The 26,851-nt window shown below is 69.8% G+C and carries 21 protein-coding genes; 15 read left to right on the top strand and 6 right to left on the bottom strand.

Annotation, left to right across the window (positions count from 1 at the left end):
* The first annotated feature begins 71 nt into the window (after positions 1-71).
* Positions 72-2,735 (top strand): exo 1,3/1,4-beta-D-glucan glucohydrolase, encoded by a 2,664-nt coding sequence (locus DKM19_RS31895; RefSeq protein WP_110706147.1) that lies wholly within the window; start codon positions 72-74, stop codon positions 2,733-2,735.
* A gap of 159 nt (positions 2,736-2,894) precedes the next feature.
* On the opposite strand, the gene DKM19_RS31890 is transcribed toward DKM19_RS31895, so the two are convergent.
* Positions 2,895-3,125 (bottom strand): DUF397 domain-containing protein, encoded by a 231-nt coding sequence (locus DKM19_RS31890; RefSeq protein ID WP_089206526.1) that lies wholly within the window; start codon positions 3,123-3,125, stop codon positions 2,895-2,897.
* 27 nt (positions 3,126-3,152) lie between these two features.
* Positions 3,153-3,983 carry a helix-turn-helix transcriptional regulator gene (locus DKM19_RS31885; RefSeq protein WP_239513693.1) on the bottom strand — a complete coding sequence of 277 codons (831 nt, stop codon included), beginning with the start codon at positions 3,981-3,983 and terminating at the stop codon, positions 3,153-3,155.
* Positions 3,984-4,177: 194 nt separating this feature from the next.
* Here DKM19_RS31885 and DKM19_RS31880 point away from each other — a divergent pair, with 194 nt between their 5' ends.
* Positions 4,178-4,585 carry an ATP-binding protein gene (locus DKM19_RS31880; RefSeq protein ID WP_110700789.1) on the top strand — a complete coding sequence of 136 codons (408 nt, stop codon included), beginning with the start codon at positions 4,178-4,180 and terminating at the stop codon, positions 4,583-4,585.
* A 142-nt stretch (positions 4,586-4,727) separates the two neighbouring features.
* The gene (locus DKM19_RS31875; RefSeq protein ID WP_239513692.1) at positions 4,728-6,554 is read left to right on the top strand and encodes a M14 family zinc carboxypeptidase; all 1,827 of its coding nucleotides are present in this window, start codon (positions 4,728-4,730) and stop codon (positions 6,552-6,554) included.
* Between the two features lie 87 nt (positions 6,555-6,641).
* Here the strand turns inward: DKM19_RS31875 and DKM19_RS31870 are convergent, their stop codons facing one another.
* Entirely contained in the window at positions 6,642-7,451 is an 810-nt protein-coding gene (locus DKM19_RS31870; RefSeq protein ID WP_110700787.1) for a class I SAM-dependent methyltransferase, read from the bottom strand.
* Positions 7,452-7,625: 174 nt separating this feature from the next.
* Between DKM19_RS31870 and DKM19_RS31865 the strand changes: the two genes are divergently transcribed.
* The 3 genes from DKM19_RS31865 to DKM19_RS31855 all read left to right on the top strand — a co-directional run bounded on the left by DKM19_RS31865 (position 7,626) and on the right by DKM19_RS31855 (position 11,438).
* On the top strand, positions 7,626-8,066 hold the full coding sequence (locus tag DKM19_RS31865) for a hypothetical protein (protein ID WP_110700785.1): 441 nt from the start codon (positions 7,626-7,628) through the stop codon (positions 8,064-8,066).
* Between the two features lie 286 nt (positions 8,067-8,352).
* Positions 8,353-10,173, top strand: coding sequence for an adenylyl cyclase (locus DKM19_RS31860; RefSeq protein WP_204358337.1), 1,821 nt, complete (start codon positions 8,353-8,355; stop codon positions 10,171-10,173).
* Positions 10,174-10,517: 344 nt separating this feature from the next.
* Positions 10,518-11,438, top strand: coding sequence for an acetamidase/formamidase family protein (locus DKM19_RS31855; RefSeq protein WP_089207220.1), 921 nt, complete (start codon positions 10,518-10,520; stop codon positions 11,436-11,438).
* Between the two features lie 107 nt (positions 11,439-11,545).
* Here the strand turns inward: DKM19_RS31855 and DKM19_RS31850 are convergent, their stop codons facing one another.
* Both DKM19_RS31850 and DKM19_RS31845 read right to left on the bottom strand, forming a co-directional pair.
* Positions 11,546-13,081, bottom strand: coding sequence for an aldehyde dehydrogenase family protein (locus DKM19_RS31850; protein WP_110700783.1), 1,536 nt, complete (start codon positions 13,079-13,081; stop codon positions 11,546-11,548).
* 104 nt (positions 13,082-13,185) lie between these two features.
* A complete protein-coding gene (locus DKM19_RS31845; protein ID WP_110700781.1) occupies positions 13,186-13,617 on the bottom strand; it encodes a cupin domain-containing protein in 432 nt (143 codons plus the stop codon).
* Positions 13,618-13,921: 304 nt separating this feature from the next.
* Between DKM19_RS31845 and DKM19_RS31840 the strand changes: the two genes are divergently transcribed.
* The 9 genes from DKM19_RS31840 to DKM19_RS31800 all read left to right on the top strand — a co-directional run bounded on the left by DKM19_RS31840 (position 13,922) and on the right by DKM19_RS31800 (position 26,624).
* Positions 13,922-15,388 carry an alkaline phosphatase PhoX gene (locus tag DKM19_RS31840; protein WP_239513691.1) on the top strand — a complete coding sequence of 489 codons (1,467 nt, stop codon included), beginning with the start codon at positions 13,922-13,924 and terminating at the stop codon, positions 15,386-15,388.
* A gap of 352 nt (positions 15,389-15,740) precedes the next feature.
* A complete protein-coding gene (locus tag DKM19_RS31835) occupies positions 15,741-16,721 on the top strand; it encodes an endonuclease/exonuclease/phosphatase family protein (RefSeq protein WP_110700777.1) in 981 nt (326 codons plus the stop codon).
* 252 nt (positions 16,722-16,973) lie between these two features.
* Positions 16,974-18,143: an undecaprenyldiphospho-muramoylpentapeptide beta-N-acetylglucosaminyltransferase gene (gene murG, locus DKM19_RS31830; protein ID WP_110700775.1), complete on the top strand. Its 1,170-nt coding sequence runs from the start codon at positions 16,974-16,976 to the stop codon at positions 18,141-18,143.
* Positions 18,144-18,480: 337 nt separating this feature from the next.
* Complete coding sequence (locus DKM19_RS31825; RefSeq protein ID WP_110700772.1) at positions 18,481-19,902, top strand: SWIM zinc finger family protein; 1,422 nt, start codon at positions 18,481-18,483, stop codon at positions 19,900-19,902.
* The gene (locus tag DKM19_RS31820) at positions 19,899-21,305 is read left to right on the top strand and encodes a DUF5691 domain-containing protein (RefSeq protein ID WP_110700770.1); all 1,407 of its coding nucleotides are present in this window, start codon (positions 19,899-19,901) and stop codon (positions 21,303-21,305) included. Before DKM19_RS31825 ends, DKM19_RS31820 begins: the two co-directional genes overlap by 4 nt.
* Complete coding sequence (locus DKM19_RS31815; RefSeq protein WP_089207211.1) at positions 21,302-22,369, top strand: AAA family ATPase; 1,068 nt, start codon at positions 21,302-21,304, stop codon at positions 22,367-22,369. The genes DKM19_RS31820 and DKM19_RS31815 overlap by 4 nt, the downstream gene beginning before the upstream one ends.
* A gap of 16 nt (positions 22,370-22,385) precedes the next feature.
* Positions 22,386-22,721 carry a hypothetical protein gene (locus DKM19_RS31810; protein ID WP_162641923.1) on the top strand — a complete coding sequence of 112 codons (336 nt, stop codon included), beginning with the start codon at positions 22,386-22,388 and terminating at the stop codon, positions 22,719-22,721.
* Entirely contained in the window at positions 22,718-25,471 is a 2,754-nt protein-coding gene (locus DKM19_RS31805) for a DUF5682 family protein (protein WP_110706145.1), read from the top strand. The genes DKM19_RS31810 and DKM19_RS31805 overlap by 4 nt, the downstream gene beginning before the upstream one ends.
* The gene (locus DKM19_RS31800) at positions 25,464-26,624 is read left to right on the top strand and encodes a VWA domain-containing protein (RefSeq protein ID WP_110700766.1); all 1,161 of its coding nucleotides are present in this window, start codon (positions 25,464-25,466) and stop codon (positions 26,622-26,624) included. Before DKM19_RS31805 ends, DKM19_RS31800 begins: the two co-directional genes overlap by 8 nt.
* Positions 26,625-26,669: 45 nt before the next feature.
* On the opposite strand, the gene DKM19_RS52620 is transcribed toward DKM19_RS31800, so the two are convergent.
* Positions 26,670-26,792 carry a hypothetical protein gene (locus tag DKM19_RS52620; protein ID WP_255415452.1) on the bottom strand — a complete coding sequence of 41 codons (123 nt, stop codon included), beginning with the start codon at positions 26,790-26,792 and terminating at the stop codon, positions 26,670-26,672.
* Between the last annotated feature and the right edge of the window lie 59 nt (positions 26,793-26,851).

Raw genomic sequence — 26,851 nt, 5'->3', positions numbered from 1 at the left:
GGTCAGGATCTGCCCAGTGCGGCCTCAGAAGGCCGCAATGACCGTTGACGCGCTTCAAGAACGGACTGTCCATGACCAAACCTTTCGCCCGATTACGTGCACGCCGGAGCGGGCTCGCGCTGCTGGCGGGCTTCGCCCTTCTGGCCGGGGGCGCCGGGATTCCGAGCGCGGACGCCGGGACGGGTAAAGGCGTCCGGCAGCCGGTGATCGAGGGTCCGGCTCTGGACTCCGACGGCTGCGCTCGCATCGAGAAGAAGCTGCCCACCCTCGCGGACTGGCCCAAGGTCAAGAGCCGGATCAAGCAGAACCCGGCCGACGAGAGGCGGGTCGCGAAGATCCTCGCCGGCATGACGACGGCCGAGAAGATCGGGCAGATGACCCAGCCGGAGATCGGCGCGATCACCCCCGATGAGGTCAGGCAGTACGGCATCGGCTCGGTGCTCAACGGCGGCGGCTCGTGGCCCGGCCGCGACAAGCACGCCGCGCCCCAGGCCTGGCTCGACCTCGCCGACGCCTACTGGCAGGCGTCCGTCACCACCAGGACGAAGATCCCGGTCATCTGGGGCATCGACGCCGTTCACGGCAACAACAACGTGTACGGCGCGACGGTCTTCCCCCACAACATCGGCCTGGGCGCCGCGCACGACCCGTGTCTCGTCCGCGACATCGGATCGGCGACGGCGGAGCAGATTCGCGCGACCGGTCAGGACTGGGCCTTCGCGCCCACGCTCGCCGTCGTCAAGGACGACCGGTGGGGACGCACCTACGAGGGCTTCTCCGAGGACCCCCGGATCACCCGTGCCTACGGTTACGAGGTCGTCAACGGCCTGCAGGGCAGAAACGCGCACCGCGTCGACGAGGACGGTGTCATCGCGACCGCGAAGCACTTCATCGGAGACGGCGGCACCATCAGGGGAACGGACCAGGGCGTCAACCCCTCGTCCGAGGCCGAGATGATCAACGTGCACGGTCAGGGCTACTACGGCGCGCTCGCGGCCGGCGCCCAGACCGTGATGGTGTCGTTCAACAGCTGGACCAACGCCGACCTGGGCATCAACCATGGCAAGCTCCACGGCAGCAAGTACGCCATCAATGACATCCTCAAGCAGAAGGTCGGCTTCGACGGCGTCGTCGTCTCCGACTGGAACGGCATCGGCCAGGTCGCCGGATGCACCAACTCCAGCTGCGCGCAGGCGATCAACGCCGGCCTGGACGTCGTGATGGTGCCGAACGACTGGAAGGCGTTCATCGCCAACACCCTCGCCCAGGTTGCCGGTGGCGAGATCCCGATGTCGCGCATCGACGACGCGGTGACCCGGATCCTGCGCGTGAAGCTGCGCGCCGGTGTGTTCTCCGCGCCGAAGCCGTCCGCCCGCGACATGGCCGGGTCGGCCCGTGCGCTCGAAGCGAGGAAGCTCGCCCGCGAGGCCGTTCGCGAGTCGCAGGTCCTGCTCAAGAACAACAACAGGGTGCTGCCGCTCGCCGCGAACTCCAAGGTGCTCGTGGTCGGCAAGAGCGCCGACAGCATGCAGAACCAGACCGGCGGCTGGACCCTCACGTGGCAGGGCACCGGCAACACCAACGCCGACTTCCCCAACGGCACGACGATCCTCGGCGGCCTGCGGGAGACGCTGGGCGAGGCCGACGTCACCTTCAGCGAGACGGGTGACGGCGTCGACCCCGCGGCCTACGACGCGGTCATCGCCGTGATCGGTGAGACGCCGTACGCCGAGGGCGTCGGAGACCTCGGACGGCGCTCGCTGGAGGCGGCCAAGCTCTACCCCGGCGACCTCGCCGTCCTTGACAAGGTCTCGGGCAAGGGCACACCCGTGGTCACCGTCTACGTCACCGGCCGTCCGCTCTGGGTCAACAAGGAGCTCAACCGCTCCGACGCCTTCGTCGCCGCATGGCTCCCGGGCACCGAGGGCGGCGGCGTCGCGGACCTGCTCGTCCGGAGCTCACACCGGAGCAGCGGTTACACCGGCAAGCTGTCCTACTCCTGGCCGAAGAGCGCGTGCCAGACGCCGCTCAATCCGGGCGACGAGGGCTACGACCCCCTCTTCCCGCTCGGGTACGGCCTGCACTACGGGCAGAGCGGCTCGGTCGGGGTCCTCGACGAGACCGCGCCCGAGCTCGGCTGTGGCTCCTCGGGTGGCGGCGGCAACGCGACCGAGGACCTCGAGATCTTCAACCGGACGGACGTCCCGCCGTACAAGAGCCTGATCGGCTCGGCGGAGAACTGGGGCGGCACCGAGATCGGCGTCGACGGCCAGGCGGCACACTCCGAGATCAACGTGGTGCCGTCCGACGTCAACGTGCAGCAGGACGGCCTCAAGGCGACCTGGACCGGCAGCGGGCCGGCGCAGTTCTACATGCAGAATCCGGCGGGCGGCACCGACCAGCGGGGCTACCTCAACGCCGACGGCGCCCTGGTCTTCGACACCATCGTCCACCAGGCTCCGGCCGCGAGGACCGTGATCAGTGTCCACTGCGTTTATCCCTGCTTCTCCGAGGTGGTGGCCACGTCGCTGTTCGCGGGGCTTCCGATCGGGAGCAAGACGACCGTCAAAATCCCGATCGCGTGCTTCGCGACGGGGGCCCTCGACCTCGAGGTGATCAACACGCCCTTCCTGGTCTACACCGAGGGCGCGTTCTCGGCATCGTTCGCCAACGTCCGATGGGTGCCGCAGGCGGCCAAGGACGCGGATGCCAAGAAATGCACTGATCTGACCTGACCGGTTGGAGCGGGGGCATCTCCACCCGCACCGGCGGGCGGCTCACGCTCGGGGACCTCGGAGGCTGAGTTCTCCGTCCGCCGGCTCCGTCCGCATAGGCGGGCGGAGCTCCGCCGAAGGCTCCGGGGGAACCGGCGACCCGATTCCCCCGGAGATTCATCAGTCGAACTCGCCGTCCTTGACGCCGCCGACGAAGGCGCTCCACTCGCTGGGAGTGAATGCCAGCGCCGGGCCGTCCGGATCCTTGGAGTCGCGGATGAGATAGAGCTCATCGGCGTCTGCCTTGTGCCCGGCTACAGCCGGGTCACCCGGAACGACCGCCACTTCCACGCAGTCCCCTCCGTTGGTGCTGCGACCGCTCTTGCGCCACGCGACGCTGGACAGATCCATCGTGGACCCTCGCACTCTTTCTTCTTTCTACGGGCTGAGGTTGGAAAATCTCTTCGCCATCTGGGCGATGAAGGCGGTCGAGGCCTCCGGGTCGAGAGCCAGCGCTGACAGGCTCTCGAACATGGAGGCGTATCGGCGCACTTCCTCCGGGTCGTTCGGCACGTGCCCGCTCGCGGCCTGCTCCAGGTAGAGCAGGTCGGGATCCTCGGGCTCCGGAAAGCTGAGCAGGCAGAACTTGCCGTCCATCGCAGCGTGCTCTCCGGCGGAGAAGGGGAGGACCCGGATCTCCACGTTGGGCAGTCGGCTGAGATCGATCAGGTGTTCCAGCTGCTCGGCCATGATTTCACGGCTGCCGATTCGACGCCGGATTACTGCCTCGTCGAGCACCGCGACGAGTTGGATCGGGTCCCCGGGACCGTGCAGCAGTCGCTGACGCGAGATGCGCACGGAGACCTGCTCCTCGACCTCGGAGGGGTCATGGACCATGGAGGTCGCCTTGGTCACAGCACGTGCGTACGGCTCGGTCTGCATCAGGCCGGGGACGACCAGCGGCTCGTACGAGCGCACGAGCGACGCCTCCGCCTCCAGCCCGATGTAGGAGTCGAAACCGGGCTTGAGCGTCTGGCGATGCTGGTGCCACCAGCCCCGCCGCCGGGCTTCGACGGCCATCTGGATCAGGGAGTCCCGCGCCTCCCCGGTCACGCCGTACACGTCGGTGAGGGCCGACACGTCGGAGGGCTTGGGACGGGTCAGGCCCGTCTCGTATCTCCAGACGGTGGTGTCGGTGGAGCCGATCCGCTCGGCCACCTCCACCCGTGACAGCCCACTGCTCTTTCGCAGACGGCTTAGTTCAGCCATCAGGCGGCGATGCCGGGCCGTGGGGCTGCGCCGAGAAGCCACGCATCTACCTCCCTCCGTTCTATTACAGGAAAACTGTGGAATCTCAACATGAGCTATTGCAGTCCTTGATAGAACAGTTCACCGTGAGTGAGTGTGCCATCCCGGAGCGCGATGTGCATGTGAACGATGCATGTCGGGGAGTGAGGTTAGCCATGACGGCCGGACGCCAGACTGTCTCGCCTAGATCGACGGTCACCCTGCGGGGGGTGCCGGAATCGGTGGCGGTGGCACGGCACCGGGTCAGGGAACTCCTGGGGGAGGGGCATCCCGCGTCCGACGACGTCGTCCTGCTGGTCAGCGAGGTGGTGACGAATTCGGTGGTCCACTCCGGGTCGAGCGGCGGCGGCAGGGTGGCGATGACCGTGGCGGTGGGATCGGAGGCCGTGCTCGTGGAGGTGCGCGACGTCGGATCGGGGACGTCGGCGCCGCACGTGCGCAACGAGCCGGAGGCGGAGAACGGCCGGGGCATGTTCCTGGTGGACCTGCTCGCGGCCCGATGGGGAGTCCAGGATGACATCGTCCGGGGATTCAGGACTCTCTGGTTCGAAGTCGACTTCTGACCCTTCTGGCCAGAAGTCGGATATGGCGATGAAGCGAGCCGTACAAGTCTTTAAAGTTGGGTCTTTCCGAATCGACGTGGTTGCTTGACTCTCAGTGCAGGCGCGTGAAAAATCCGAGATCACGTGTCTGAGGAGGATCTAGGTGAGAGGCCGTCTGACCGTGGTATTCACGGTCCTGGCGCTGCTGTGTTTCGGCATGACCGGGGCGGGTGCCTCGGCTGAGCCACAGCCGAACAGCCAGTACAAGGTGCAGGGTCCGAGCAACTCGGAGCAGCGAAGCGCGGTCGCCGCCACAGGTGCCGCGATCGACCAGGTCGACTCCGCCTCGATCGTGGTCACCGCCACCGAGTCCGAGGTCGCCGAGATCAAGAAACTCGGCTACGCCGTCAGCAAGATCTCCAAGCCTCTGTCCCCGGTGGGGCCCGAGGACCGTTCGGACTTCCCCTCGGCCGACTCCGCCTACCACAACTACGCCGAGCTGACCGCCGCGGTCAACCAGATCGTCGCCGACCATCCGACCATCGCCAGAAAGATCAGTTACGGCACCTCGTACGAGGGCCGCGACCTGATGGCCGTCAAGATCAGCGACAACGTCGGCACGGACGAGAACGAACCCGAGGTGCTGTTCACCCACCACCAGCACGCCCGGGAGCATCTGACCGTCGAGATGGCGCTCTACCTGCTCAACCAGCTCACCGACGGCTACGGCAGCGACAGCAGGATCACCAACCTGGTGAACACCCGCGAGATCTGGATCATGCCCGACCTCAACCCCGACGGCGGCGAGTACGACATCGCCGGCGGCTCCTACCGCTCCTGGCGGAAGAACCGGCAGCCCAACGCGGGCTCGTCCTACGTGGGCACCGACCTCAACCGCAACTGGGCCTACCAGTTCGGCTGCTGCGGAGGCTCCTCCGGCTCCACCTCCAGCGAGACCTACCGCGGTACGGCGGGCGAGTCCGCCCCGGAGACCAAGGCGGTCGCCAACTGGGTGCGCAGCCGGGTGGTCGGCGGCGTGCAGCAGATCAAGTCGCACATCGACTGGCACACCTACGGCGAGCTGATCCTGTGGCCCTACGGCTACACCTCCAGCGACACCGCCCCCGGCCTGACGCAGGACGACCACGACGCGTTCGAGGCGCTGGGGGAGGACATGGCCTCCACCAATTCGTACACCCCCCAGCAGGCCAGCGACCTCTACGTCACCGACGGCTCGATCGACGACTGGATGTGGGCCAACTACAAGATCTTCAGCTACACCATCGAGATGTACCCGACCGGGTCGTCCCCCGGCTTCTACCCCCCCGACGAGCAGATCGTTCCGCAGACGACCCGCAACCGGGAGGCCACGCTCCGTTTCCTGGAGTACTCCGACTGCGTCTACCGGATCATCGGCAAGGAGTCGCAGTACTGCGGCACCGGCACCCCGCCGACGACGGTCTACTCCGACACCTTCGAGACCGCGACCGGCTGGACGACCAACCCCGGCGCCACCGACACCGCCACGAGCGGCCAGTGGGAGCGCGGTGACCCCGAAGCCACCACCTCCAGCGGCGCCAAGCAGCTCGGCACCACCGTCAGCGGCGTCAACGACCTGGTCACCGGACGACTGGCGGGAACGGCCGCCGGCGACTACGACCTCGACGGCGGCACGACGAGCGTCCGCTCACCCGCGATCACCCTGCCGAGCGGAACGCTGAACCTGTCGTTCTCCTGGTATCTCGCGCACGGCTCCAACGCCTCCAGCGCCGACTTCCTGCGCGTGAAGGTCGTCGGTTCCACCACCACCCAGGTGTTCCAGCAGCTCGGCGCGGCCGCCAACCGCAACGGCGCCTGGGCCACGGCCACGGCCAACCTCTCCGCCTTCGCCGGGCAGAGTGTCCGCATCCTGATCGAGGCCGGTGACGCCTCCGGCGCCTCGCTGGTCGAGGCCGGAGTGGACGACGTCAAGATAACCCGGCAGCCCTGACCCGCCTGGGGCGCCCCCCGCCGAAGGCCCGGGGCGCCCCAAGCTCTCGCGAGGCACTCGATTCCCACCCGGCGGGGCTCCCGGTCCTCAGGCGCGGCAGATCAGCTCGCCGTGAAGGAGCGACATCCAGCCGTCCCGCTCCGCGGCCCAGGCCCGCCAGCCGTCGGAGATGCGGCGCAGATCTGCTTCGGTGGCCGCGCCGGAGGCGAGGATCTGGCGGTTCATGTCGGACTTCAGGATCCGCTCGGCCCACACGCCGCCCCACCAGGCACGATCCTCCGGCGTCGCGAAACACCAGGTCGAGGAGGTGGCCGAGACGTCGGTGAAGCCCGCCGCGTGAGCCCATGACAGCAGCCGGCGGCCCGCGTCGGGCTCGCCGCCGTTGGCCCGGGCGATCCGGTGGTAGAGGGTCAGCCACTCGTCCAGCTCGGGTTGCTCGGGGAACCAGGTGAACGCGGCGTAGTCGCTGTCGCGGACCGCGACGATCCCGCCCGGCTTGCAGACCCGCCGCATCTCGCGCAACGCCTGGACCGGATCGCCGACGTGCTGCAGCACCTGGTGGGCGTGGACGACGTCGAAGGTGTCGTCGGGAAACTCCAGCGCGTGCACGTCCGCCACGAAGAACTCGATGGTGGATCGCCCACGCCGCTCCGCCTCCGCGCGGGCCAGGGCGAGCGCCTCCGCGGTGACCTCGACGGCGGTGACCATGCCGGGCGCGATCCGCTCCGCCAGGTCGACGGTGATGGTGCCGGGCCCGCAGCCGACGTCCAGTAGCGATGTCCCGGGCCTCAGATGCGGCAGGAGATATGCCGCCGAGTTCTCGGCGGTGCGCCATCTGTGGGATCGCAGCACCGACTCGTGGTGGCCATGGGTATATACGGCGTTCTTGTCCGTCATGGAAGATCGCTCCTTCGATCGGCTCTGTCAACCGTAACACGAGTCTCACATAGCAAGAAGAATCATCTCATTATGTGGTCGTAACGGATTTAGTACATTGTTGTCGCTTACCGTCACAAGTGCTTGCTGGCACGGAAAGGTGCGCCCACACTCAGGGCGGAAATCAGTGCGTCGATGGGGGTGGTCCTCGTGCACGAGGAGTTCAGCACGCGAGAGATCTGGCCGTTGGAGTGCCCGCACTGCCGGCACGTCTGGCAGGAGGAATACCTGGTCCGCCATCTGACCGACGGCCGCGGGCACGACATCGTGCTCTGGCTGCGGTCCGGTGTGCTGGTCCAGCCGCCCTGGGCGGGAGCGAACTGTCCCGGCTGCGGCTGCGGGGACGCGCGGGCCTTCCCCGCGGGACACCGCCCGCGCTACACGACCCTGCCGCTCGCGCCCGCCCCCGCGACGTTCGGCCCCGAGTCGGTCACGGAGCCGGGCTCCGTACCCGGCCTGAATCCGCGATCTCCCCACCGGTGGACGCAGCCGGTCCTGATCTATGCCCTTCTCGGGATCGTGTTCCTGCTCTTCACGAGTTTCGAGGTCGTCGAATTCGTGGTCGGGCACCATTGAGGTGAGAGCGCTCCCAGGGCTGAGCCCGGGGATCCGCATTCGGCATTCGCGATCGGCGGCGAGGACGGCGTCGAGGAAAATCGAGTCCACGGCCGAGGTTCCCGAATGGCGTCCGGCCTGAAACAAGTCGATAAAGGTGCCTCGCTGCCATAGCGCGAATGCAATTAACCGGATAGAAACATCTCATCCCTTCGTTCAAGGCTTGACGTAAGCGTCGCGGTGGCGAGAGAGCGCTCTCTCGCCACCGCGACGACGTCACGCCGCCCATTCTCGAATAGGCAGGCCGATGAGAACTGTCCGTGACCACGGCGTGCGAGAGACCACCTCGCGCGCACGCAGAGGCATCTCCTTAGTCCGTCACCTCGCACTCGCCGCCTCGGTGGCGGTGCTCACCGGCGCGGGGCTCGTGTCCGTCCCGGCCACCGCCGCGACGCACACGGGCGGGGCACCTGACTTCGGGCCCAACGTCTTCGTGTACGACCCGTCGACGCCCGTCGCGCAGATCCAGACCAAGCTCGACGAGCTCTTCACCCAGCAAGAGCACAACGAGATGGGCACGAACCGGTACGCCGTGCTGTTCAAGCCCGGCCGGTACGACGTCAACGCGAGACTCGGCTACTACACGACCGTCGCCGGGCTCGGCCGGTCGCCGGACGACGTCGACATCAACGGCGCGGTGCGGGTCGTCGGCCAGCCCGATCCGGGCTCGGTGGCCGGCATCTCCGCGCTCACCAACTTCTGGCGCTCCGCCGAGAACCTGTCGGTGACGCCGACCGACTGGTCGAACCAGTGGGCGGTGTCGCAGGCGTCGCCGATGCGACGGGTCCACATCCGCGGCACCCTCTGGCTGGAGCCCGGGAACGGCGGATTCTCGAGCGGCGGATACATCGCCGACTCGAAGGTCGACGGGATCACGATCAACGGCTCGCAGCAGCAGTGGCTGACGCGCGACAGCGCGCTCGGCGACGCCTGGACCAACGGCGTCTGGAACCAGGTGTTCTCCGGCGTGGTGGGAGCTCCCCCGGAGGGCTTCCCCAACCCGCCCTACACGACGCTGCCCACCAGCCCCGTGACGCGGGAGAAGCCCTTCCTCTACATCGACGACTCGGGTGACTACCGGGTCTTCGTCCCCGCCCTGCGCCACAACACCTCCGGTACGACGTGGGCCGACGGCCGGCAGCAGGAGGGCTCGTCGCTGCCGATCCGCGACTTCTTCATCGCGAAGCCGACCGACAGCGCACAGAAGATCAACCAGCAGCTGTCGCGCGGCAAGCACCTCCTGCTCACCCCGGGCGTCTACCACCTGAACCAGGCCCTGCGCGTGGAGAACAAGAACACGGTCGTGCTCGGGCTGGGCATGCCGAGCCTGGCCCCCGACACCGGTGACGCGGCGCTGAAGATCGACGACGTCGACGGCGTCCGGATCGCCGGCGTGCTCGTCGACGCCGGACGGCGAGAGTCCGACACGCTGGTCGAGGTCGGCGAGCGGAACAGCCGCCGGGACCACTCCCGCAACCCGATCTCGCTGCAGGACGTCTTCTTCCGCATCGGCGGACCGTGGGTGGGCAAGGCGAAGACGAGCCTCGTGGTCAACAGCGACGACACGATCATCGACAACATCTGGGCGTGGCGCGGTGACCACGGCAACGGGATCGGCTGGACGCAGAACACGGCCGACACGGGCGTCGTGGTCAACGGCGACGACGTGACGGCGTACGGCCTGTTCGTCGAGCACTACCAGAAGTACCAGACGATCTGGAACGGCGAGAAGGGCCGGACGATCTTCTACCAGAGCGAGCTTCCGTACGACCCGCCGAGCCAGAGCGCGTGGACCAGCCCGACCGGCAAGGGATGGGCCTCGTACAAGGTCGCTCCCAGGGTGAAGGCTCACGAGGCGTGGGGCCTGGGCGTCTACTCCTACTTCAACCAGGGTGTGGACATCCGCGCGGACCGGGGGATCGAGGTCCCCAAGACCAAGAAGGTCAACTTCCACAACATGGTCACGGTCTTCCTCGACGGCAGCGGCGGCATCGAACGGACGATCAACGAGGCGGGCACCCCCGTCGTCGGTTCGTACGGCACGAGCACCATCGTCAGTTATCAGTGAGGCGACCTCCGTCCGGTCCGTACGGCACGGTCGTCGGTTGTCAGTGAGGCGACCTCCGTACGGCACGGGCACGGTCGTCGGTCGTCAGTGATCTGACCTCCGTCGGGGTCCGTACGGCACGGGCATCGTCGCCGGTCACCCGTCACCCGACGACCGGCGAACCCGATAGGCCGGCCCGGAGAACTCCGGGCCGGCCTGTCGTCTTTCGCGCACCGGCCTTTCCGAAGTGCGCTGTTTCGGTCTGTTCTTGGACGGGACCCGACAGTTAGGGTCATATCGCCCCCGGCCCCCCCGGGGGCCACCGACTCCCTGATCACTCGTGCCCCCGGACAAGAAGGACCTGCATGACGAAGCACCGGCTTGACCCCACCCCCGAAACGGTGACCGACGTCTTCTCCCGCGACCTTCCGGCCGCGCTGACCGTCGACCCGGGTGACACGATCGTCGTGCACTCCCTGGACGCCTCGGGACACCTGGAGCGGCAGAGGACGCCCGGTGAGGTCCGTCCGAAGATGTTCAGCGCCAAGCGCGGCCACTGCCTCGCCGGGCCCATCGCCGTACGCGGCGCCGAACCGGGGATGATGCTCGCGGTGCGGCTGGTCTCGCTGCGGCCCGACGAGTGGGGCTGGACCGTCGCCGCCGCAGTGGACAACCCGCTCAACCGGCGGCTCGGGGTGGCGGGCGGGCCCCCGACCTGGCTGCTCTGGGAGCTGGACGCCGACAAACTCGTGGGCCGCAACAACCATGGACTGTCGATGGATCTCGCGCCCTTCCTCGGCGTCATCGGCCTGCCGCCGGACGAGGCCGGTGAGCACTCGACGACCCCGCCCCGCCCGTCCGGCGGGAACATCGACTGCCGCGAGCTGGTCGCCGGCTCGACCCTCTACCTGCCGGTGACCGTGCCCGGCGCGCAGCTGTGCCTCGGCGACGGGCACGCCGCGCAGGGCGACGGCGAGGTGTCCGGCACCGCGATCGAGTGCGGGATGACCACCGAGATCGTGGTCGACCTGGTGACCGACCGGCCGATCCCGACGGTGCACGCGGTGACCCCGGCCGGCCGCGTCACCTTCGGCTTCAGCGCCGACCTCAACGAGGCGTCCGCACAGGCGCTGGACGCCATGCTCGGCTGGCTTCAGTCGATGTTCGGGGTGGACAAGGCCACCGCCCTCGCGCTGGCCAGCCCGGCCGTGAGCCTGCGGGTCACCCAGGTGGCCAACCAGGTGTGGGGCGTCCACGCCGTGCTGCCCGAGGGCGTGCTGCGATGAGCGGGTGACCCGCCCCGCGGATCAGCGGGCCTGCCACGCGAGCCGGCTGACCTGTCGCACGGGCCGGGTCATCCGCCCCGCGAGCGGATGACCCGTGGCGGTTCCCGTCAGAGGCGGAAGTCGAGGTCGGGAACGACCTCGGCGACGTCCATCTGGGCCTTCTGCAGCTTGCCGGAGTAGTCCCAGTTCATGGCCTGCCAGCGGGTGAACTGGTCGAGCACCCACACCCCCGACTGACGGCTCCCGTTGCCCGACTTGCCGTTTCCGCCGAAGGGCAGGTGGGCCTCCGCGCCCGAGGTGGAGTTGTTGACGCTGACCATGCCGGCGCCGATGCCCTCGCGGAACCTGAAGGCGGACTTGGGATCGGTGGTGTAGATGGAGGAGGAGAGCCCGTAGCCGGGACGGTTGGCCAGCTCGACGGCCTCGTCCAGGGTCGTGAAGGTGCTCACGCCGACGATCGGCCCGAAGGTCTCCTCAAGGAAGAGCCGGTCGTCGGGGCGCACGCCGTCCACGACCACCGGGTGGTAGTAGAGGCCGCCCTCTCCGGTGAAGTCGCCGCGGGCGTTGTCCGGGGTGATCCGGCCGGTGGCGCCGGAGACGACCGTGTGGTGCGGCTGGATCCAGCCCAGGTAGTCCTCGTACCGTGACGCGAACTTGTGGTCGAGCATCGGCCCGCACAGCACGTCTCCGGCCGGGTCGCCGATCTCGGCCTCGGCCACCGCACGCGTGTAGCGGTCGAGGAACTCGTCGTGAACGCTCTCGTGCACGATCACCGTGCCGAGCGAGGTGCAGCGCTGCCCCGCCGTGCCGAACCCGGCGAACAGCGCGCCCTCCACCGCCAGGTCGAGGTCGGCGTCGGGCATGACCACCATCGGGTTCTTGCCGCCGAGCTCCAGGCAGGGGGACTGCAGGTGCCGCCCGCACAGCTCGCCGATCCTCCGGCCCACCTCGGTGGAGCCGGTGAAACCGACCTTGTGCACCGTGCCCTCGCCCAGCGCGGTCTCCAGGCCTTCGAACGTCGCCTGACCGTCGGCGAGCACCAGGTTCAGCACGCCCTCGGGCAGCCCCGCCGCCGCGAACAGCCGGTAGAGCGCCTCCGCCGAGGCGGCGGCGTACTCGGCGGGCTTCCACACGACCGCGTTGCCCGACAGCAGCGCCGGGACGAGATACCAGGACGGCACCGCGACCGGGAAGTTGCCCGCGGTGATCACCGCGGCCACCCCCACCGGGACCCGGAAGGTGAACAGGTTCTTGTCCGGCATCTCCGAGGGCACCGTCTGCCCGTAGAGCCGCCTGCCCTCGCCGAGGAAGAAGTCACACGTGTCGATGATCTCGCGGACCTCGCCCAGCGCCTCGGCGTACGGCTTGCCGATCTCCCGGGTGACCAGGCGGGCCAGGGCCTCGGCGTTGGCCTCCACCAGCCGTCCGATCGAGGCGATCACCCGGCCTCGGACGGGCGCGGGAACCGCCGCCCACTCCTTCTGGGCCGCGGCGGCCGTACGGCACGCGGAGGAGAACGTGCCCGCGTCCGCCAGCTGGACCCGGGCGACCACCTCGTCCACCTTGGCGGGGTTGATCGAGTCGTAGGCCGTGCCGTTCGGGACTTCTTTTCCGCCGATGACGGAACCGATCTCGCGGGTCATCGTTGACCTCCTGGTTTGGGCTTGTGACCGCATTCTCCCCGCAAAGGAGAGCTCGTCACCGGACGTCTAGGGCGGATGCTCCGTCCTTCAGGGCGGGGAGGATGTCAAAGCATGCGGAAATCGGCGAAGTCGAAGCCGGGGGAGACGACGCAGCTCACCAGCACGCCCTCGTCGCCGGCCGGCCGGGCGGCCTGCCAGGTTCCGGCGGGCACCAGGACCTGCGGGGCCTGTCCCTCCTCCACCGCGGGGCCGAGGATCGTCGTGCTGGAGGGCTGGCCCTCGTGGCCGCCGAGGATCAGGGTCAGCGGGCCGCCCCGGTGCCAGAGCCACACCTCGTCGGAGCGGACCACGTGCGGGCGTGACTCCTCGCCGGGCTCCAGCAGGAAGTAGATCCCGGTGGCGGTGGCCCGCGCCCCGCCGTACCCGGGCGGGGTGACGTCGGCGGAGGTCTTCCAGGTCTCCCGATACCAGCCGCCCTCGGGGTGCGGCAGCAGGTCCAGGGCCTCGGCGAGCGGAGGACGGGCAGAGGTCTTCATCGGACCGATGATAGTCGCGACGTTTTCATGCCGGCCGGTCGGACCGGCCGGCATGACCCGCCGCATGGTCACTGAGGGGCCGCAGGTGCTGCCGGCCGCCTGGGCGGGTGGAGGCCCGGGCCGCCCAATAGCCCTCTAATCGCCTATATACGACCTAATCACCTATACAAACGCATTATTGGCGTCAGGGTTGAGCATTCTCCGTGCGTTCATCCCGGTGACCGCATCATGAGAGGAATCGTTCAGGGCGGAGGACTTGGGTCCATTATGTATCTACCGATATGTAATGGAAAAGGTACCCCCTGTGACTTCCTCGATCTCTCGCCGCAACCTGCTGCGTTCCAGCGCAGTGGGTGGCCTGGGCATTGCCATCGTCGGCAGTATCGAAGCGATTGCCGGCCCCGCCGCCGCACAGGCCGCTCAGACCGGTGTCAAGGCGGTGGGCTACGGCCCGGTCGTCGCGGACCCGGCCGGCCTGCTCGCACTCCCGAAGGGTTTCTCCTACAAGATCGTCGCTCAGGCGGGGAAGACGCTGCTCGAGTCGGGGGAGCCGACCCCGAGCGACGCCGACGGCACCGGCTTCTTCAAGGGCCGCCACGGCTCCGTCCTGGTCAACAACCACGAAATCGACGGCACCGAGCCCTACGGCGTACCCGCACTGCCGGGCCTGACGTACGACCCGGGCGCGCGCGGCGGCACCACGAACATCGAGGTCGACAGCCGCGGCAACCGCATCCGTGAGTACGTCAGCGTGGCCGGCACGCACAACAACTGCGCGGGTGGCATCACCCCCTGGGACACCTGGCTGACCTGCGAGGAGACCGAGGCGCGCGCCGGCGGCGCGCTGCAGAAGGACCACGGGTACGTCTTCGAGGTCGACCCGTTCGACCGCAAGGCCAACCTCAACCCGATCCCGTTGAAGTTCCTGGGCAGGTTCGCGCACGAGGCCGTCGCGGTCGACCCGCACACCTCCGCGATCTACGAGACCGAGGACGCGGAAAGCCCGCTCGGGCTGTACTTCCGCTGGACCCCGCCGAAGCACTTCCGGGCCGGCAAGGGCGCGCTGCGAAAGCTCGCGCTCAGCAAGGGCGGCGACACCGCGGGCACCCTGGAGGCCATGAGCTGCTTCAAGGGAAGCAAGCACATCGCCGACCTGTCCGAGGCCACCCAGCCGGGCACCACGTACAAGGTGAAGTGGGTCAACGTTCCCGACCGCGACGCCAAGACCGTCTCGGTGCGCAACCAGTTCACCAATGACCAGGTCACCCGCAGCCGCAAGCTCGAAGGAGCCTGGTGGTCCGACGGCGGCGCCTACTTCGTCGCCAGCTTCGCCCGCGCGGACGACGGCAGTGCCAACGAGCACGACGGCCAGGTGTGGTTCTACAACCCCAAGACCGAGACGGTCACCCTTAAGACGATCTTCGGTGTGAACCCGGACCCCGAGAAGGACACCGACTACGACGGGCCGGACAACATCACCGTCTCTCCGTACGGCGGGGTCATCCTGGCCGAGGACGGCGAGGGCGTGTCGCACCTGGTCGGCGTGACCAAGCAGGGCAACGCCTACCCGATGGCCCGCAACGATTTCAGCACCAGCGAGTTCACCGGCCCGACCTTCAGCGAGGACGGGAGGATCCTGTACGCCAACATCCAGAGTCCGGGCTACGTGTTCGCGATCACCGGTCCCTGGGGCCGGCCGGGCGAGGGCGACGGCCACGGGAACGGCCACGGGAATGACCACGGCCACGGAAACGACCACGGTCACCACTGACCGTCGTACGACCGCGGGTGCCGCACCGCCCTGCTCCGTTGAACGGCCAGGGCGGCGCGGCGCCTTCCACCGTGAGAACCGGCAAGAAGGGGCCCCTGACCGGCGCGTGCGCGGGTCGGGGGCTCTTGCCGTGTGTCCGGGCCCGTCCGTGGCCCGCTTCGGACCCCAGGAGGCGCGGCGGGCCGTGCCGCGGGCGGCCGGGCGGCAATCACCAGGTGGGGGTAAAGTCCTCCGCCCGGCAGCGGCATGGACGGACCTCGACATCACAGGCTCTCCCCTGCGGCCGCTGATGTCGTGATGGACTGAATCCGGTGAAGACCGCCGCTCGCAGTCGTCGAAGGGATCTCCCATCATGTCGCCGCGGTTCGGGGGCGGGCTGACAGCGACCGCGGGTGTTCTGATCGCCCTCGTCATGGTGGGGCACCGGCTGCTGCCGAACTGGCACGGAATGGGCAACACGCTGGACAGCGGCCTGCCGTGGCTGGGCCTCGCCGTTCCCGTCATGCTCCTCGTCGCGCTCGTCCGGCGGTCCTGGCTCGCACTGGCGGGAGCCATGGTCCCCGCCGTGATGTGGGCGGTGATGTTCGGACCCGCGTTCGTCCGTGCCCCCGGGATCGCCGGCATCGTGCCCCGGGACCTGCGCGTGGTCCACCAGAACGTCAGCTACTCCAACCGCGACCTGGCGGCGACCGCCAAGGCGCTGCGGGCCACCGACGCGGACATCCTCGTGGCCGCGGAGGTCCCCGACGACCCGATGCTGAGGAACGGAACGGTCGATCCCGTCTTCGGCCGGGAGATCAGCCCCGGCTACCCATATCAGTTTCCGGACAATCCGGGCGTGGCGGTGTGGAGTCGATACCCCTTCGACGACCGGCCACGGCAGGTGCCCGGGGTGCCGCGCTCACGGCAGGCCGTCATCCGTACGCCGCAGGGCCCGGTCAGTTTTTACGCGGTGCACCTCGCGTCCTTCCGCCCAGGCGAGCCATTCGTCATCGCCAACCGCAACGCCGAGGTGGAGGCCCTGGCCCGCGCGATCCAGGCGGACCCCAGCCCTCGGATCATCGTCGCCGGCGACCTGAACACCGCCACCACCGACCGGGAGATGAGGCGCCTCACCACCCTCCTGTCGCCCGTGTCGGAGGAGGCCGGCACCGGCCTGCAGTTCACCTGGCCCGCGAAGCTGCCCGCCGTCCGCCTGGACCACGTTCTCACCCGCGGGTTCATAGCCCTCGACAGCAGGGTGCTGCCGATGACGGGCAGCGATCACCGTGCGGTCCTGACCGATCTGAGAGCCTCCGTGAAGGCGACCGGCGACTCGCGGGTGTCACGATGAGAACGCCCTGAATTCCCTGATTCACGTCGGCGGCCATCCCGTCGCCGGTCCTGAGCGCGTCGATGCCCGGACGTCGTCGCTCCCGGCCGGACCGGCGGCGCGCCGAGGCTTCACCGTCCCTCCCGCCGGGAGCCGCGCCCCGCCGAAGTAGATCTTTGCCACAACCCCCGGTACGGTGCGCGAGGCCGCCCCGCGCTCAGGCGCGGCCGACACATGTAAACGACCGTGATGTTGGAAGGACAGCGAAAAAAGATGAAGGCCGAAAATCGCCGACCCCTGCGGCTGCTTGTCACCGGAGGTGGGACCGGTGGTCACACCTACCCCGCGTTGACCACGGTCGGGGCGGTCAGGGAGCAGGCCGCCGCTCGCGGGCTCGACCTCGACGTGCTCTGGGTGGGTACGGCGAGCGGCCTCGAGGCCCGCATCGCCGCCGAGAACGGCATCCCGTTCCGAGCGATCAAGGCGGGCAAGCTCCGGCGTTCGCCCAACATGCGCGAGCTGCTCACCAACCTGGCCGACATGTTCCGGATCCCCGTCGGAGTCCTGCAGGCTTTCGGCGTCGCCGCCCGATACCGGCCGGACGTGGTGCTGTCCACCGGCGGGTACGTGTGCGTGCCCCTGGGGCTCGCCGCGCGGGCACTCGGCCGCCCGCTGGTGATGCACGAGCAGATCACCTCACTCGGCCTGGCCAACCGCATCCTGTCGCGGTTCGCCACCCGGGTCGCACTCACGCACCCGTCGTCGATCGAGCACCTGCCCGCCTCGGCGCGCGGCCGGGCCGTCGTGACCGGCAACCCCGTCAGGACGCACCTGCTGCACGGCGACGCCGCCTCGGCACGGCGGCACTTCGGGCTCTCGCCGGAGCTGCCCCTGATCTACGTGACCGGCGGCGCGCAGGGAAGCCGCCAGATCAACACCATGGTCGAGGCGATCCTGCCCTCGCTGCTCACCCGCGCGCAGGTGCTCCACCAGTGCGGCCCCGACTGGATCGCCCAGCTCACGCGGGCGGCGGAGGGGCTGCCCGCCGAGTTGAGGCAGCGCTACCAGCCGGTGCCCTACGTCGGCGACGAGCTGGCCGACGTCTTCGCCGCCACCGACATCGTGATCTCCCGCAGCGGCGCGGGAACCATCGCGGAGCTGACCGCCGTGGGCAAGCCGTCGGTCCTCATTCCCCTGGTCCCGTCCGCCGGAGACGAGCAGCGCCAGAACGCCCGGTACCTGGTCGAGTCGGGCGCCGCGCGAGCGTTGCTGGAGAACGGCCCCCGCGCCGACCAGCTCCTCGCGGAGCTCGGCGTCCTCCTCGGAGACCAGGCGGCGCGCGCTCACATGGCCGCCGCGGCCCGGTCGCTGAGCCGCGTCGACGCGGCCGACGTTCTCGCGAAGGTCATCCTCGAAGAGGCACACGTCACCGACCTCACATGAGCGGTCCGTGACGACAGCCGTACGGGGTCGGGGCGACGGCTGTTCCCCGGCCGGTGGCGACGACCGTACAGGGTCGGGTGACAGCTGTTCCCCGGCCGGTGATACGGCCGTACGGGGTCGGGGCGTCATGTTCTCCTCGGCGATGGTGACAGTCGTACGGAGTCGTGGCGGCGGCTGTTTCCCGGACGGTGGCGGTCCTGCGGGGGTGCGGCGACAGCCGTTTCCCGGCCGGTGGAGACGGCCGTACGGGGTCGGGACGGAAGCCGTACAGAGAGGCGGAAGTTTCGTCTGTTGAGCAGGTCCGGTTTTGTCGGGGGGGTTGGCTAGCGTTCGGTCCGTGATCGAACGGTGGAACCGGGATCAGGTGCTCGCGCTCGCGCCCGACGCCCCATCCCAGAAAGCGGCCCAAGGAGTTTCCTCTCCCGGCAAGTGGTCGGGAATCGGAGCCACCGCCGACGCGGTGTGGGGCGGGTGCAAGGGCAGCGGCTCCACGCCCTACCGGGCGTGCGTCGACCTGTCCGAGCCCGCCTACCGATGCAGTTGCCCAAGCCGGAAGTTTCCCTGCAAACACGCTCTCGGCCTGCTGCTCCTGTGGTCGGCCGGCGGAGTCCCCGCCGCCGAGGAGCCTGCCGACTGGGTGGCCGAGTGGCTCGACCAGCGGCGCGAGCGCCTCGCCAAGGCGACAACCCGCGCGGCGGAGACGGCCGAGTCGCCCCAGGCGACGGGGGCGGCGGGTGCGGGTCCCGCCGACACCCGCCGGGCCGAGCAGCGTGAGCAGCGCGTGGCCGCCGGACTGTCGGACCTGGAGCGCTGGCTCGCCGACCAGATCAGGCAGGGGATCGCCGGATCCCGGCGCCACGACCACTGGGACGAGCTGTCCAAACGCCTGATCGATGCCCAGGCTCCGGCCGTCGCCGGTGCCCTCTCCCGCCTGAGCTCCGTCCTGAACAGCGAGGACTGGCCCGCCCGTCTCCTCAGCGAATACGCGCTCCTCCATCTCCTCTGCGTGGCCCACCGCCGTCTCTCCGCCGCTACCGATCCCGCAGTGGCCTCCGGCTCCGATGTCGCGCCCGCCACCGCAACCATCGTTACCGGCTCCGCGGCCGAGGCACCGGGGATTCGGGAGGGAGTGGGCGGCGCGGGGCTTCTGCAGAGAGTTCGCGAGCGGGTCGGTTTCCCGGTCACGAAGGAGGAGGTGCTCGCGGGGGAGACGGTCCGCGATCTGTGGGACGTGGTGGGGCGCCGTGACGAGGAGCAGGATCGGCTGATCGCACGCCGGGTCTGGCTCCGTGGCAGGCACACGGGCAGGGCCGCGCTCGTGCTCTCGTTCGCCATGGCGGGACAGGCCCTCGACGCCTCGCTCGTCACAGGTACGACCCTGGACGCCGACCTGGCGTTCTATCCCGGCTCCGCACCGCTCCGGGCCCTGGTCGCCGCCCGCCACGGCACCGTTTCCACCGGATTTCCGTCCGGATCGACCGTGGAGCAGGCGCTGGACGAGGTGGCCGCCGCCCTGGCGGGAGACCCCTGGCTGGACTCCTGGCCCGTCGTGCTCGGCCCGGTGACCCCGGCCGGAAGCGGCTCCTGGCATATCGCCGGTCCCTCCGGCGGGATCCCGCTGCACCCGTCCACCGGCACTCCCTGGCGGTTGATGGCCGTCTCGGGCGGCCACCCCCTGACCATCGCCGCCGAATGGACCCCGAGGGGTCTGCGACCCCTCACCACCTGGGACGAGGAAGGGCAAGTGATCATTCTGTGAACGCCTCGGCCGAATGGGAGGACCTGGTCTCGACCGCGCTCGTCGGCACCGACCGCCGCCCGCAGGCGGGAGAGGCCGCCGGTGAGATCGAGTTGCTCGGACGCGCCGCCGTGCACACGCTGCGGATGCGGGCGGGCCGGAGACCGGTGGCGAGTGAGCCGCTGAGTGTCGCGGCGCCCGAGGAGCAGCCGGCGGTCTCGCGTGCGGCGGGCGGCAGGCTCGCCAGGATCCTCGGGGGCGAGCAGCCACGGCTGCTCGCCGAATGGCTGGAGATCGCCGCCGGGCGCGGCTACCGGCTCTCTCCGCACCTGCTGCCCGAGCTTCTCGACCACGCGGCCAGGGATCGGTCGATCCGATCCCACCTCGGCGTCCTCGCCGGAAACCGGGGGCGCTGGCTGGCGGGGCTCAACCCGGCGTGGGGCTTTCTGCTGGAGGAGGTCACGGTAGCCGCCGCGGGCTCCGCGAACGCCCCGGAGGTCTGGGAGGTGGGCACCTCGGGTGACCGCCGCGCCCACCTGGCCGCACTGCGGGCGGTGGACCCGGCGGAGGCCAGGAAGCTGCTCGCCGTGACGTGGGAGAAGGAGACTCCCGACGACAGGGCGGCGTTCCTGGAGGTGCTCGCCGATGGGCTCTCCCTCGACGACGAACCGTTCCTGGAGGCGGTGCTCGACGACCGCCGCCGCGAAGTCCGCCACCAGGCCGCCGACCTGCTCACCCGCCTGCCGGACTCACGTCTGGCCCTGCGCATGGCCGAGCGGGTCGCCCGCTACGTCACCGTCGTGGGCGGGAAGATCCAGGTGACCCCGCCCGTCGCCTGTGACAGCACGATGGAGCGCGACGGCATCCGGGCCAAGCCACCCAGGGGCACCGGGGAGAAGAGTTGGTGGCTCCAGCAGGCCGTGGCCCGCGCCTCGCTCGGCGTCTGGCCCCGGCTGCTCGGCCATCCGCCTCGGGAGCTCGTCCAGATGAAGATCGTCGACTGGGGCCGCGAGGTCATGGCGGGATGGGTCAGGGCCACCGTGCTCCAGGGCGATCCGGAGTGGGCGCGAGAGCTGTTCGCCTCGGATCCACTCGCCGACCTGCTGGCCGCGCTGCCTCCCGCGGAGCAGGAGGTCGTCGCGGCCGGCTTCGTCCGGCGGCACGGCCTGGACGGTCAGCTGATCATGGTTCTCGGAGGGGCGGCGGCCCCCTGGGGGCCGGACCTGGCGAAGGCCGTGCTGCAGAAGATCATCGAGGTCTCCGAGACCCAGCCCTGGAACATCGGGGAGCTGGCCAAACTCGCGGGTGAGCGTATCGACCCCGCCCTCTGCGGTATGGCGGAGCGGCTCTCCCCCGAACCCCCCATCCAGGAGGTCGCCGCCCTCCTGCGTTTCCGTGACGACATGTTGAAGGAGCTCCATTGACAACGGTTCTGCGGGCCCACGCCGAAGACCAGTACGCCGAGGAGCTGGAGGTCCTGGCCAAGAGCGACGACCGGGTCCGGCCGCCGGGCTGGAAGCTTTCGCCCTGGGCGGTGACCACTTACATCCTCGGCGACGGAGAGCAGATCACCCCCAAATACATCGGGCCTCGTCGCATCGTGGAGGTGGCCGTGGCGACTCTCGCCACGGACCGCGCGCTGCTGCTGCTCGGCGTGCCCGGCACCGCCAAGACCTGGCTGTCGGAGCACCTCGCCGCCGCGATCAGCGGCGACTCCACCCTGCTCGTGCAGGGTACGGCGGGCACCGCCGAGGAGGCCATCCGTTACGGCTGGAACTACGCCCGGCTGCTGTCCGAGGGGCCGTCCATGGCGGCGCTCACACCGAGTCCGGTGATGCGGGCCATGTCCGAGGGACGGATCGCCAGGGTGGAGGAGCTGACTCGAATGCCCTCCGACGTCCAGGACGCGCTGATCACCGTGCTGTCGGAGAAGACGCTGCCCATCCCCGAGCTCAACCAGGAGGTCCAGGCCTCGCGCGGCTTCAATATCATCGCCACCGCCAACGACCGCGACCGGGGGGTCAACGACCTGTCCAGCGCGCTGCGCCGCAGGTTCAACACCGTCGTGCTGCCGGTGCCCGCCACCGCGCAGGAGGAGGTGGACATCGTCTCCCGCCGCGTCGACCAGCTCGGCCGCTCCCTTGAGCTGCCCAAGACCCTGACCGGGCTGGAGGAGATCCGCCGCGTCGTCACGGTCTTCCGGGAGCTGCGCAGCGGCGTCACCGAGGACGGCCGGACCAAGGTCAAGTCTCCCAGCGGCACCCTCAGCACCGCCGAGGCCATCTCCGTCCTCACCAACGGCATCGCCCTGGCCGCCCACTTCGGCGACGGTGTGCTCCGCCCCTCCGACGTGGCCGCCGGAATCGTCGGCGCCGTGGTCCAGGACCCGGTCTCCGATCGCGTCGTCTGGCGCGAATACCTCGAGACCGTCGTCCGCGAGCGCCAGGACTGGCGCGACTTCTACCGGGCCTGCCGTGACGCGGGCTGAGGTGACGACCGCCCGGATGGGCACGCCCGCGTTGATGACACCGCTCGGCGGCGGCCGCACCCCATCATCGGCCGTGGCCACGGCCACGGACGCAGCCACCGCCACGGAAACGGAAACGGAAACGGAAACGGAAGCAGTCACGACCACGGACGCGGACGCAGCCACCGCCACGGAAACGGAAACGGAAACGGAAACGGAAGCAGTCACGGACGTGGACGCGGATGCAGCCACGGAAACGGCCACGGAAACGGACGCGGAAATGGTCACGGAAACGGACGCGGAGAAGGAAACGGCCATGGAAGCAGTCACGGGCGCGGAGATGGGCACCACGTTGTCCGGAGGATGCCCGTGAGCGTCTCCGTACTGGGAGTCCGGCATCACGGGCCGGGGTCGGCGCGGTCTCTGCGAGACGAGCTCGAACGGCTCAGGCCGGACATCGTGCTCATCGAGGGTCCGCCGGAGGCCGACGAGCTGGTCGAGCTGGCCAAGGACCCCGATCTCGAACCGCCGGTGGCGCTACTGGCCCACGTGCCGGGCGAGCCGTCCAAGGCCGCGTTCTGGCCCTTCGCGGTGTTCTCGCCCGAATGGCAGGCGCTCCGCCACGCGGTGGAGGCGGGCATCCCGGTCCGCTTCTGCGACCTGCCCGCCGCGCACAGCCTTGCCTCCCGCCCGGATACGCCGGAGACCGCGCCACAGGAAGCGGATCCACAGGACGGGAAGGCTCAGGACGCAGAGCCGCAGAGGGGGAAGGCGCAGGATGTAGGACCGCAAGACGGGAAGGCGCAGGACGCCGGACCGCAGGACGTGGACTCGCAGGATGGGAAGGCGCAAGGCGCTGGACCGCAGGACGTGGACTCGCAGGATGGGAAGGCGCGGGACGTCGGGCCGCAGGATGAGAAAGGGCAGGACTCAGAACCACAGCCACAGGGATCGGAGCCACAGGGGTCGCAGCCGCAGGACGCTGAGAAGCAGGATGCCGGGACGCCTGCCCTCCGGGCCGATCCGATCGGGATGCTCGCTCGCGCGGCCGGATACGACGACCCCGAGCGGTGGTGGGAAGACGCGGTCGAGCATCGGGGGGACACCCCGTTCCAGGTGATCGCCGAGGCGATGGCGGCGGTTCGCGAAGGGTACGTCACCGACGCGTACGAGGCCAGGCGCGAGGCCTACATGCGACGCACGATCCGCAAGGCGGTCAAGGACGGGTTCGAGCGGATCGTCGTGGTCTGCGGCGCCTGGCACGTGCCCGCTCTGACCGGGTCGTCGGGTGGTTCGTCGAACGGCCCGACGCGGGAGAGCGCGGCCTGGGGCGCGGGGTTGCCCACGGTCAAGGCCGACGACGCGCTGCTCAAGGGGCTGCCCAAGGTCAAGGCCGAGATGACCTGGGTGCCATGGACGTACGGACGGCTGGCCGCCTGGAGTGGATACGGCGCGGGGGTGACGTCGCCGGGCTGGTACCACCACCTGTTCGCCGCCCCCGACCGCCCCGTGGAGCGGTGGCTGACCGAGGCCGCGAGGGTGCTCCGTGACGAGGACCTGCCGGTCTCCTCCGCGCACGTCATCGAGGCGGTACGGCTCGCGGAGAGCCTGGCCGTGCTCAGGGGACGGCCGCTGGCCGGGCTGGAAGAGGTCACCGAGGCCGTCAGGGCGGTGCTGTGCGAGGGCGACGACCTGCCGGTGGAGCTGATCCAGCGGCGTATGGTCGTCGGGGAGCGGCTCGGCCACGTGCCCGACGCGACCCCGATGGTCCCCCTCCAGCGCCACCTCCGGGAGGAGCAGCGCCGGGTGAAGCTCAAGCCCGAGGCCCTGGACCGCGAGCACGACCTCGACCTGCGCAAGCCCCTCGACCTGGAGCGCAGCAGGCTGCTGCACCGTCTGCGCCTGCTCGGCGTCGGCTGGGGGACACCCCAGGAGAGCCGGAGCAAGGGCACCTTCCGCGAGTCGTGGACGCTCGCCTGGCGGCCCGAGTTCGACATCGAGCTGATCGAGGCGAGCGCCTGGGGCACGACCGTCTCCGCCGCGGCCGCCGCCAAGGTCCGTGACCTGGCCGACGGTGGGCAGGGACCTGGCTCGGCCACGCGAGGTGGTGCGGGAACGCCCGGTATGGGAGGACTCGGCGGAGGGACGCCGGGTGCGGGAGGACCCGGTGCGGGAACACCGGGTATGGCGCCCGGTGCGAGAATGCCGGGTCAGGGAGGCACGGGACCCGGCGCGCCCGGGGCATCCGGTGGTGGCCCGCGAGGCGGGGCGCCCGCAGGGGTCACGCTGGCCGGCCTCACCGGGCTGGTGGAGCGGTGCCTGCTCGCGGATCTGCCGGACGCGCTGCCGTACGTGCTCGACGCGCTGTCGGCGCGGGCCGCGCTGGACAGCGACGTCACGCACCTGATGGCCGCGCTCCCCGCGATGGTCCGCGCCCAGCGCTACGGCGACGTGCGCGGCACCCCCGCCGCGGGCCTGACCACCATCGTCGACGCCCTGCTCACCAGGATCTGCGTCGGGCTGGGCGGAGCGGTCACCGGGCTGGACGACGACGCCGCCCGTGACCTGCTGCGCCACATCGACGGGGTGCACGCCTCGGTGGCCCTGCTCGACGGCGGCTCCGGCGAGGAGGCGCCCCAGACGCGGTGGCTGACCACGTTGCGTGGCGCGTCGGGCCGGGCCGACCTGCACGGGATCATCGAGGGACGGCTCACCAGGATCCTGCTGGACGCCGGGGATCTCGATGCGGCCGAAGTGGGCCTGCGGATGTCGCGGGCGATGTCGGCGGGACATCCGCCCGCGAGGGCGGCGGCCTGGATCGAGGGATTCCTGTCGGGTGGCGGACTGCTGCTCGTCCACGACTCCCGGTTGCTCGGTCTGGTCGACGACTGGCTCATCGGGCTCGCCCCGGAGACGTTCGTCGACGTGCTGCCGCTGCTCCGGCGGACGTTCGGTGCCTTCGCCGCTCCGGAGCGGCGTTCGATCGGCTCGCGGGTGCGCTCGCTCACCACCGGGGCGGCCCACGGGACGCAGGAGGTGGCGGATCTCGACGAGAGGCGCGCGGCGGCGGTCGTACGGACCGTACTGACGATTCTGGGGAAGGCGGAGAGCGCTGATGGATGAGAGGCTGCGTCGCTGGCGGATGGTGCTGGGCGGAGACGCCGACGGCACCGGATGCGCGCTCGGCGGGACCGACGCCCAGATGGACGGAGCTCTGGCCGCGCTGTACAACAGCGGTGACGGCGGCGGGAGCTCGAGCGAGCGGAGCGGCGGCCTGGGTGCCTCCGCGCCCCGGGTGGCGCGATGGCTGGGCGACATCCGATCGTATTTCCCCTCGACCGTCGTCCAGGTCATGCAGAAGGACGCCGTCGAGCGGCTGAACCTGACCCGGCTGCTGCTTGAGCCGGAGATGCTGGAAGCCGTCGAGCCGGACGTCCACATGGTCGGCACGATCCTGTCGCTCAACCGCGTGATGCCCGAGAAGGCCCGTGAGTCGGCGAGGGCGCTGGTCCGCAAGGTCGTCTCCGAGCTGGAGCGCAAGCTCGTGCAGAAGACGAAGGCCGCGGTGACCGGGGCGCTGGATCGCTCGGCGCGGACCCACCGGCCCAAGCGGGTGGCCGACATCGACTGGGACCGTACGATCCGAGCCAACCTGAAGAACTACCTTCCCGACCGCAACACCGTGATCCCGTCGAGGCTGATCGGGTACGGCCGGCGGCAGCGGGCGGTCCAGCGCGAGGTCGTGCTCTGCATCGACCAGAGCGGTTCGATGGCCGCCTCCGTCGTCTATTCGAGCGTCTTCGGCGCGGTGCTCGCCTCGATGCGCTCGCTCAGGACGTCACTGGTGGTCTTCGACACCGCGGTCGTCGACCTCACCGACCAGCTTCACGACCCGGTCGAGCTGTTGTTCGGCACCCAGCTCGGTGGTGGCACCGACATCAACCGGGCCATCGCCTACGGCCAGGGCCTCATCACCCGGCCCACCGACTCGATCTTCATTCTGATCAGCGACCTCTACGAGGGCGGCGTCCGGGAGGAGATGCTCCGCCGGGTCGCCCAGATGACCGCCGCCGGAATCCAGGTGATCGTGCTGCTCGCGCTGTCGGACGAGGGTGCGCCCTTCTACGACCACGACAACGCCGCCGCGCTCGCCGCCCTGGGGGTGCCCGCCTTCGCCTGCACCCCCGATGCCTTTCCCGACCTGATGGCCGCCGCGATCGAGCGTCGCGACATCGGCCAGTGGGCCGAGCGGCAGCTGGGCCGGGCGGCGATCTGATCGGCTCTGACGGGGGCGGCACGGAGGCCCACCCCTGTCAGAGCGTCAAAAGCGTCGGGGATCCGCGACGGCGCCGATCATCCAGTCGGCCACGGCCACGGCCACGGCCACGGCCACGGCCACGGGGGCGAGGAGCTGGTGGAGGTGTGCGCCGGAAATGTGATGCACCGGCCGGCTCCGTCGTCCGCCTTCTCTCGCGAACGGAGCGGCCGGTAGCGCCGAGTGTG

Origin of the sequence: Streptosporangium sp. 'caverna' (genome assembly GCF_003203775.1) — a bacterium.
In the GTDB taxonomy this organism is placed as follows: Bacteria; Actinomycetota; Actinomycetes; order Streptosporangiales; family Streptosporangiaceae; genus Streptosporangium; species Streptosporangium subroseum.
The sequence above is the reverse complement of the archived record's forward strand: the minus strand, read 5'-3'. Positions and strand labels throughout refer to the sequence as shown.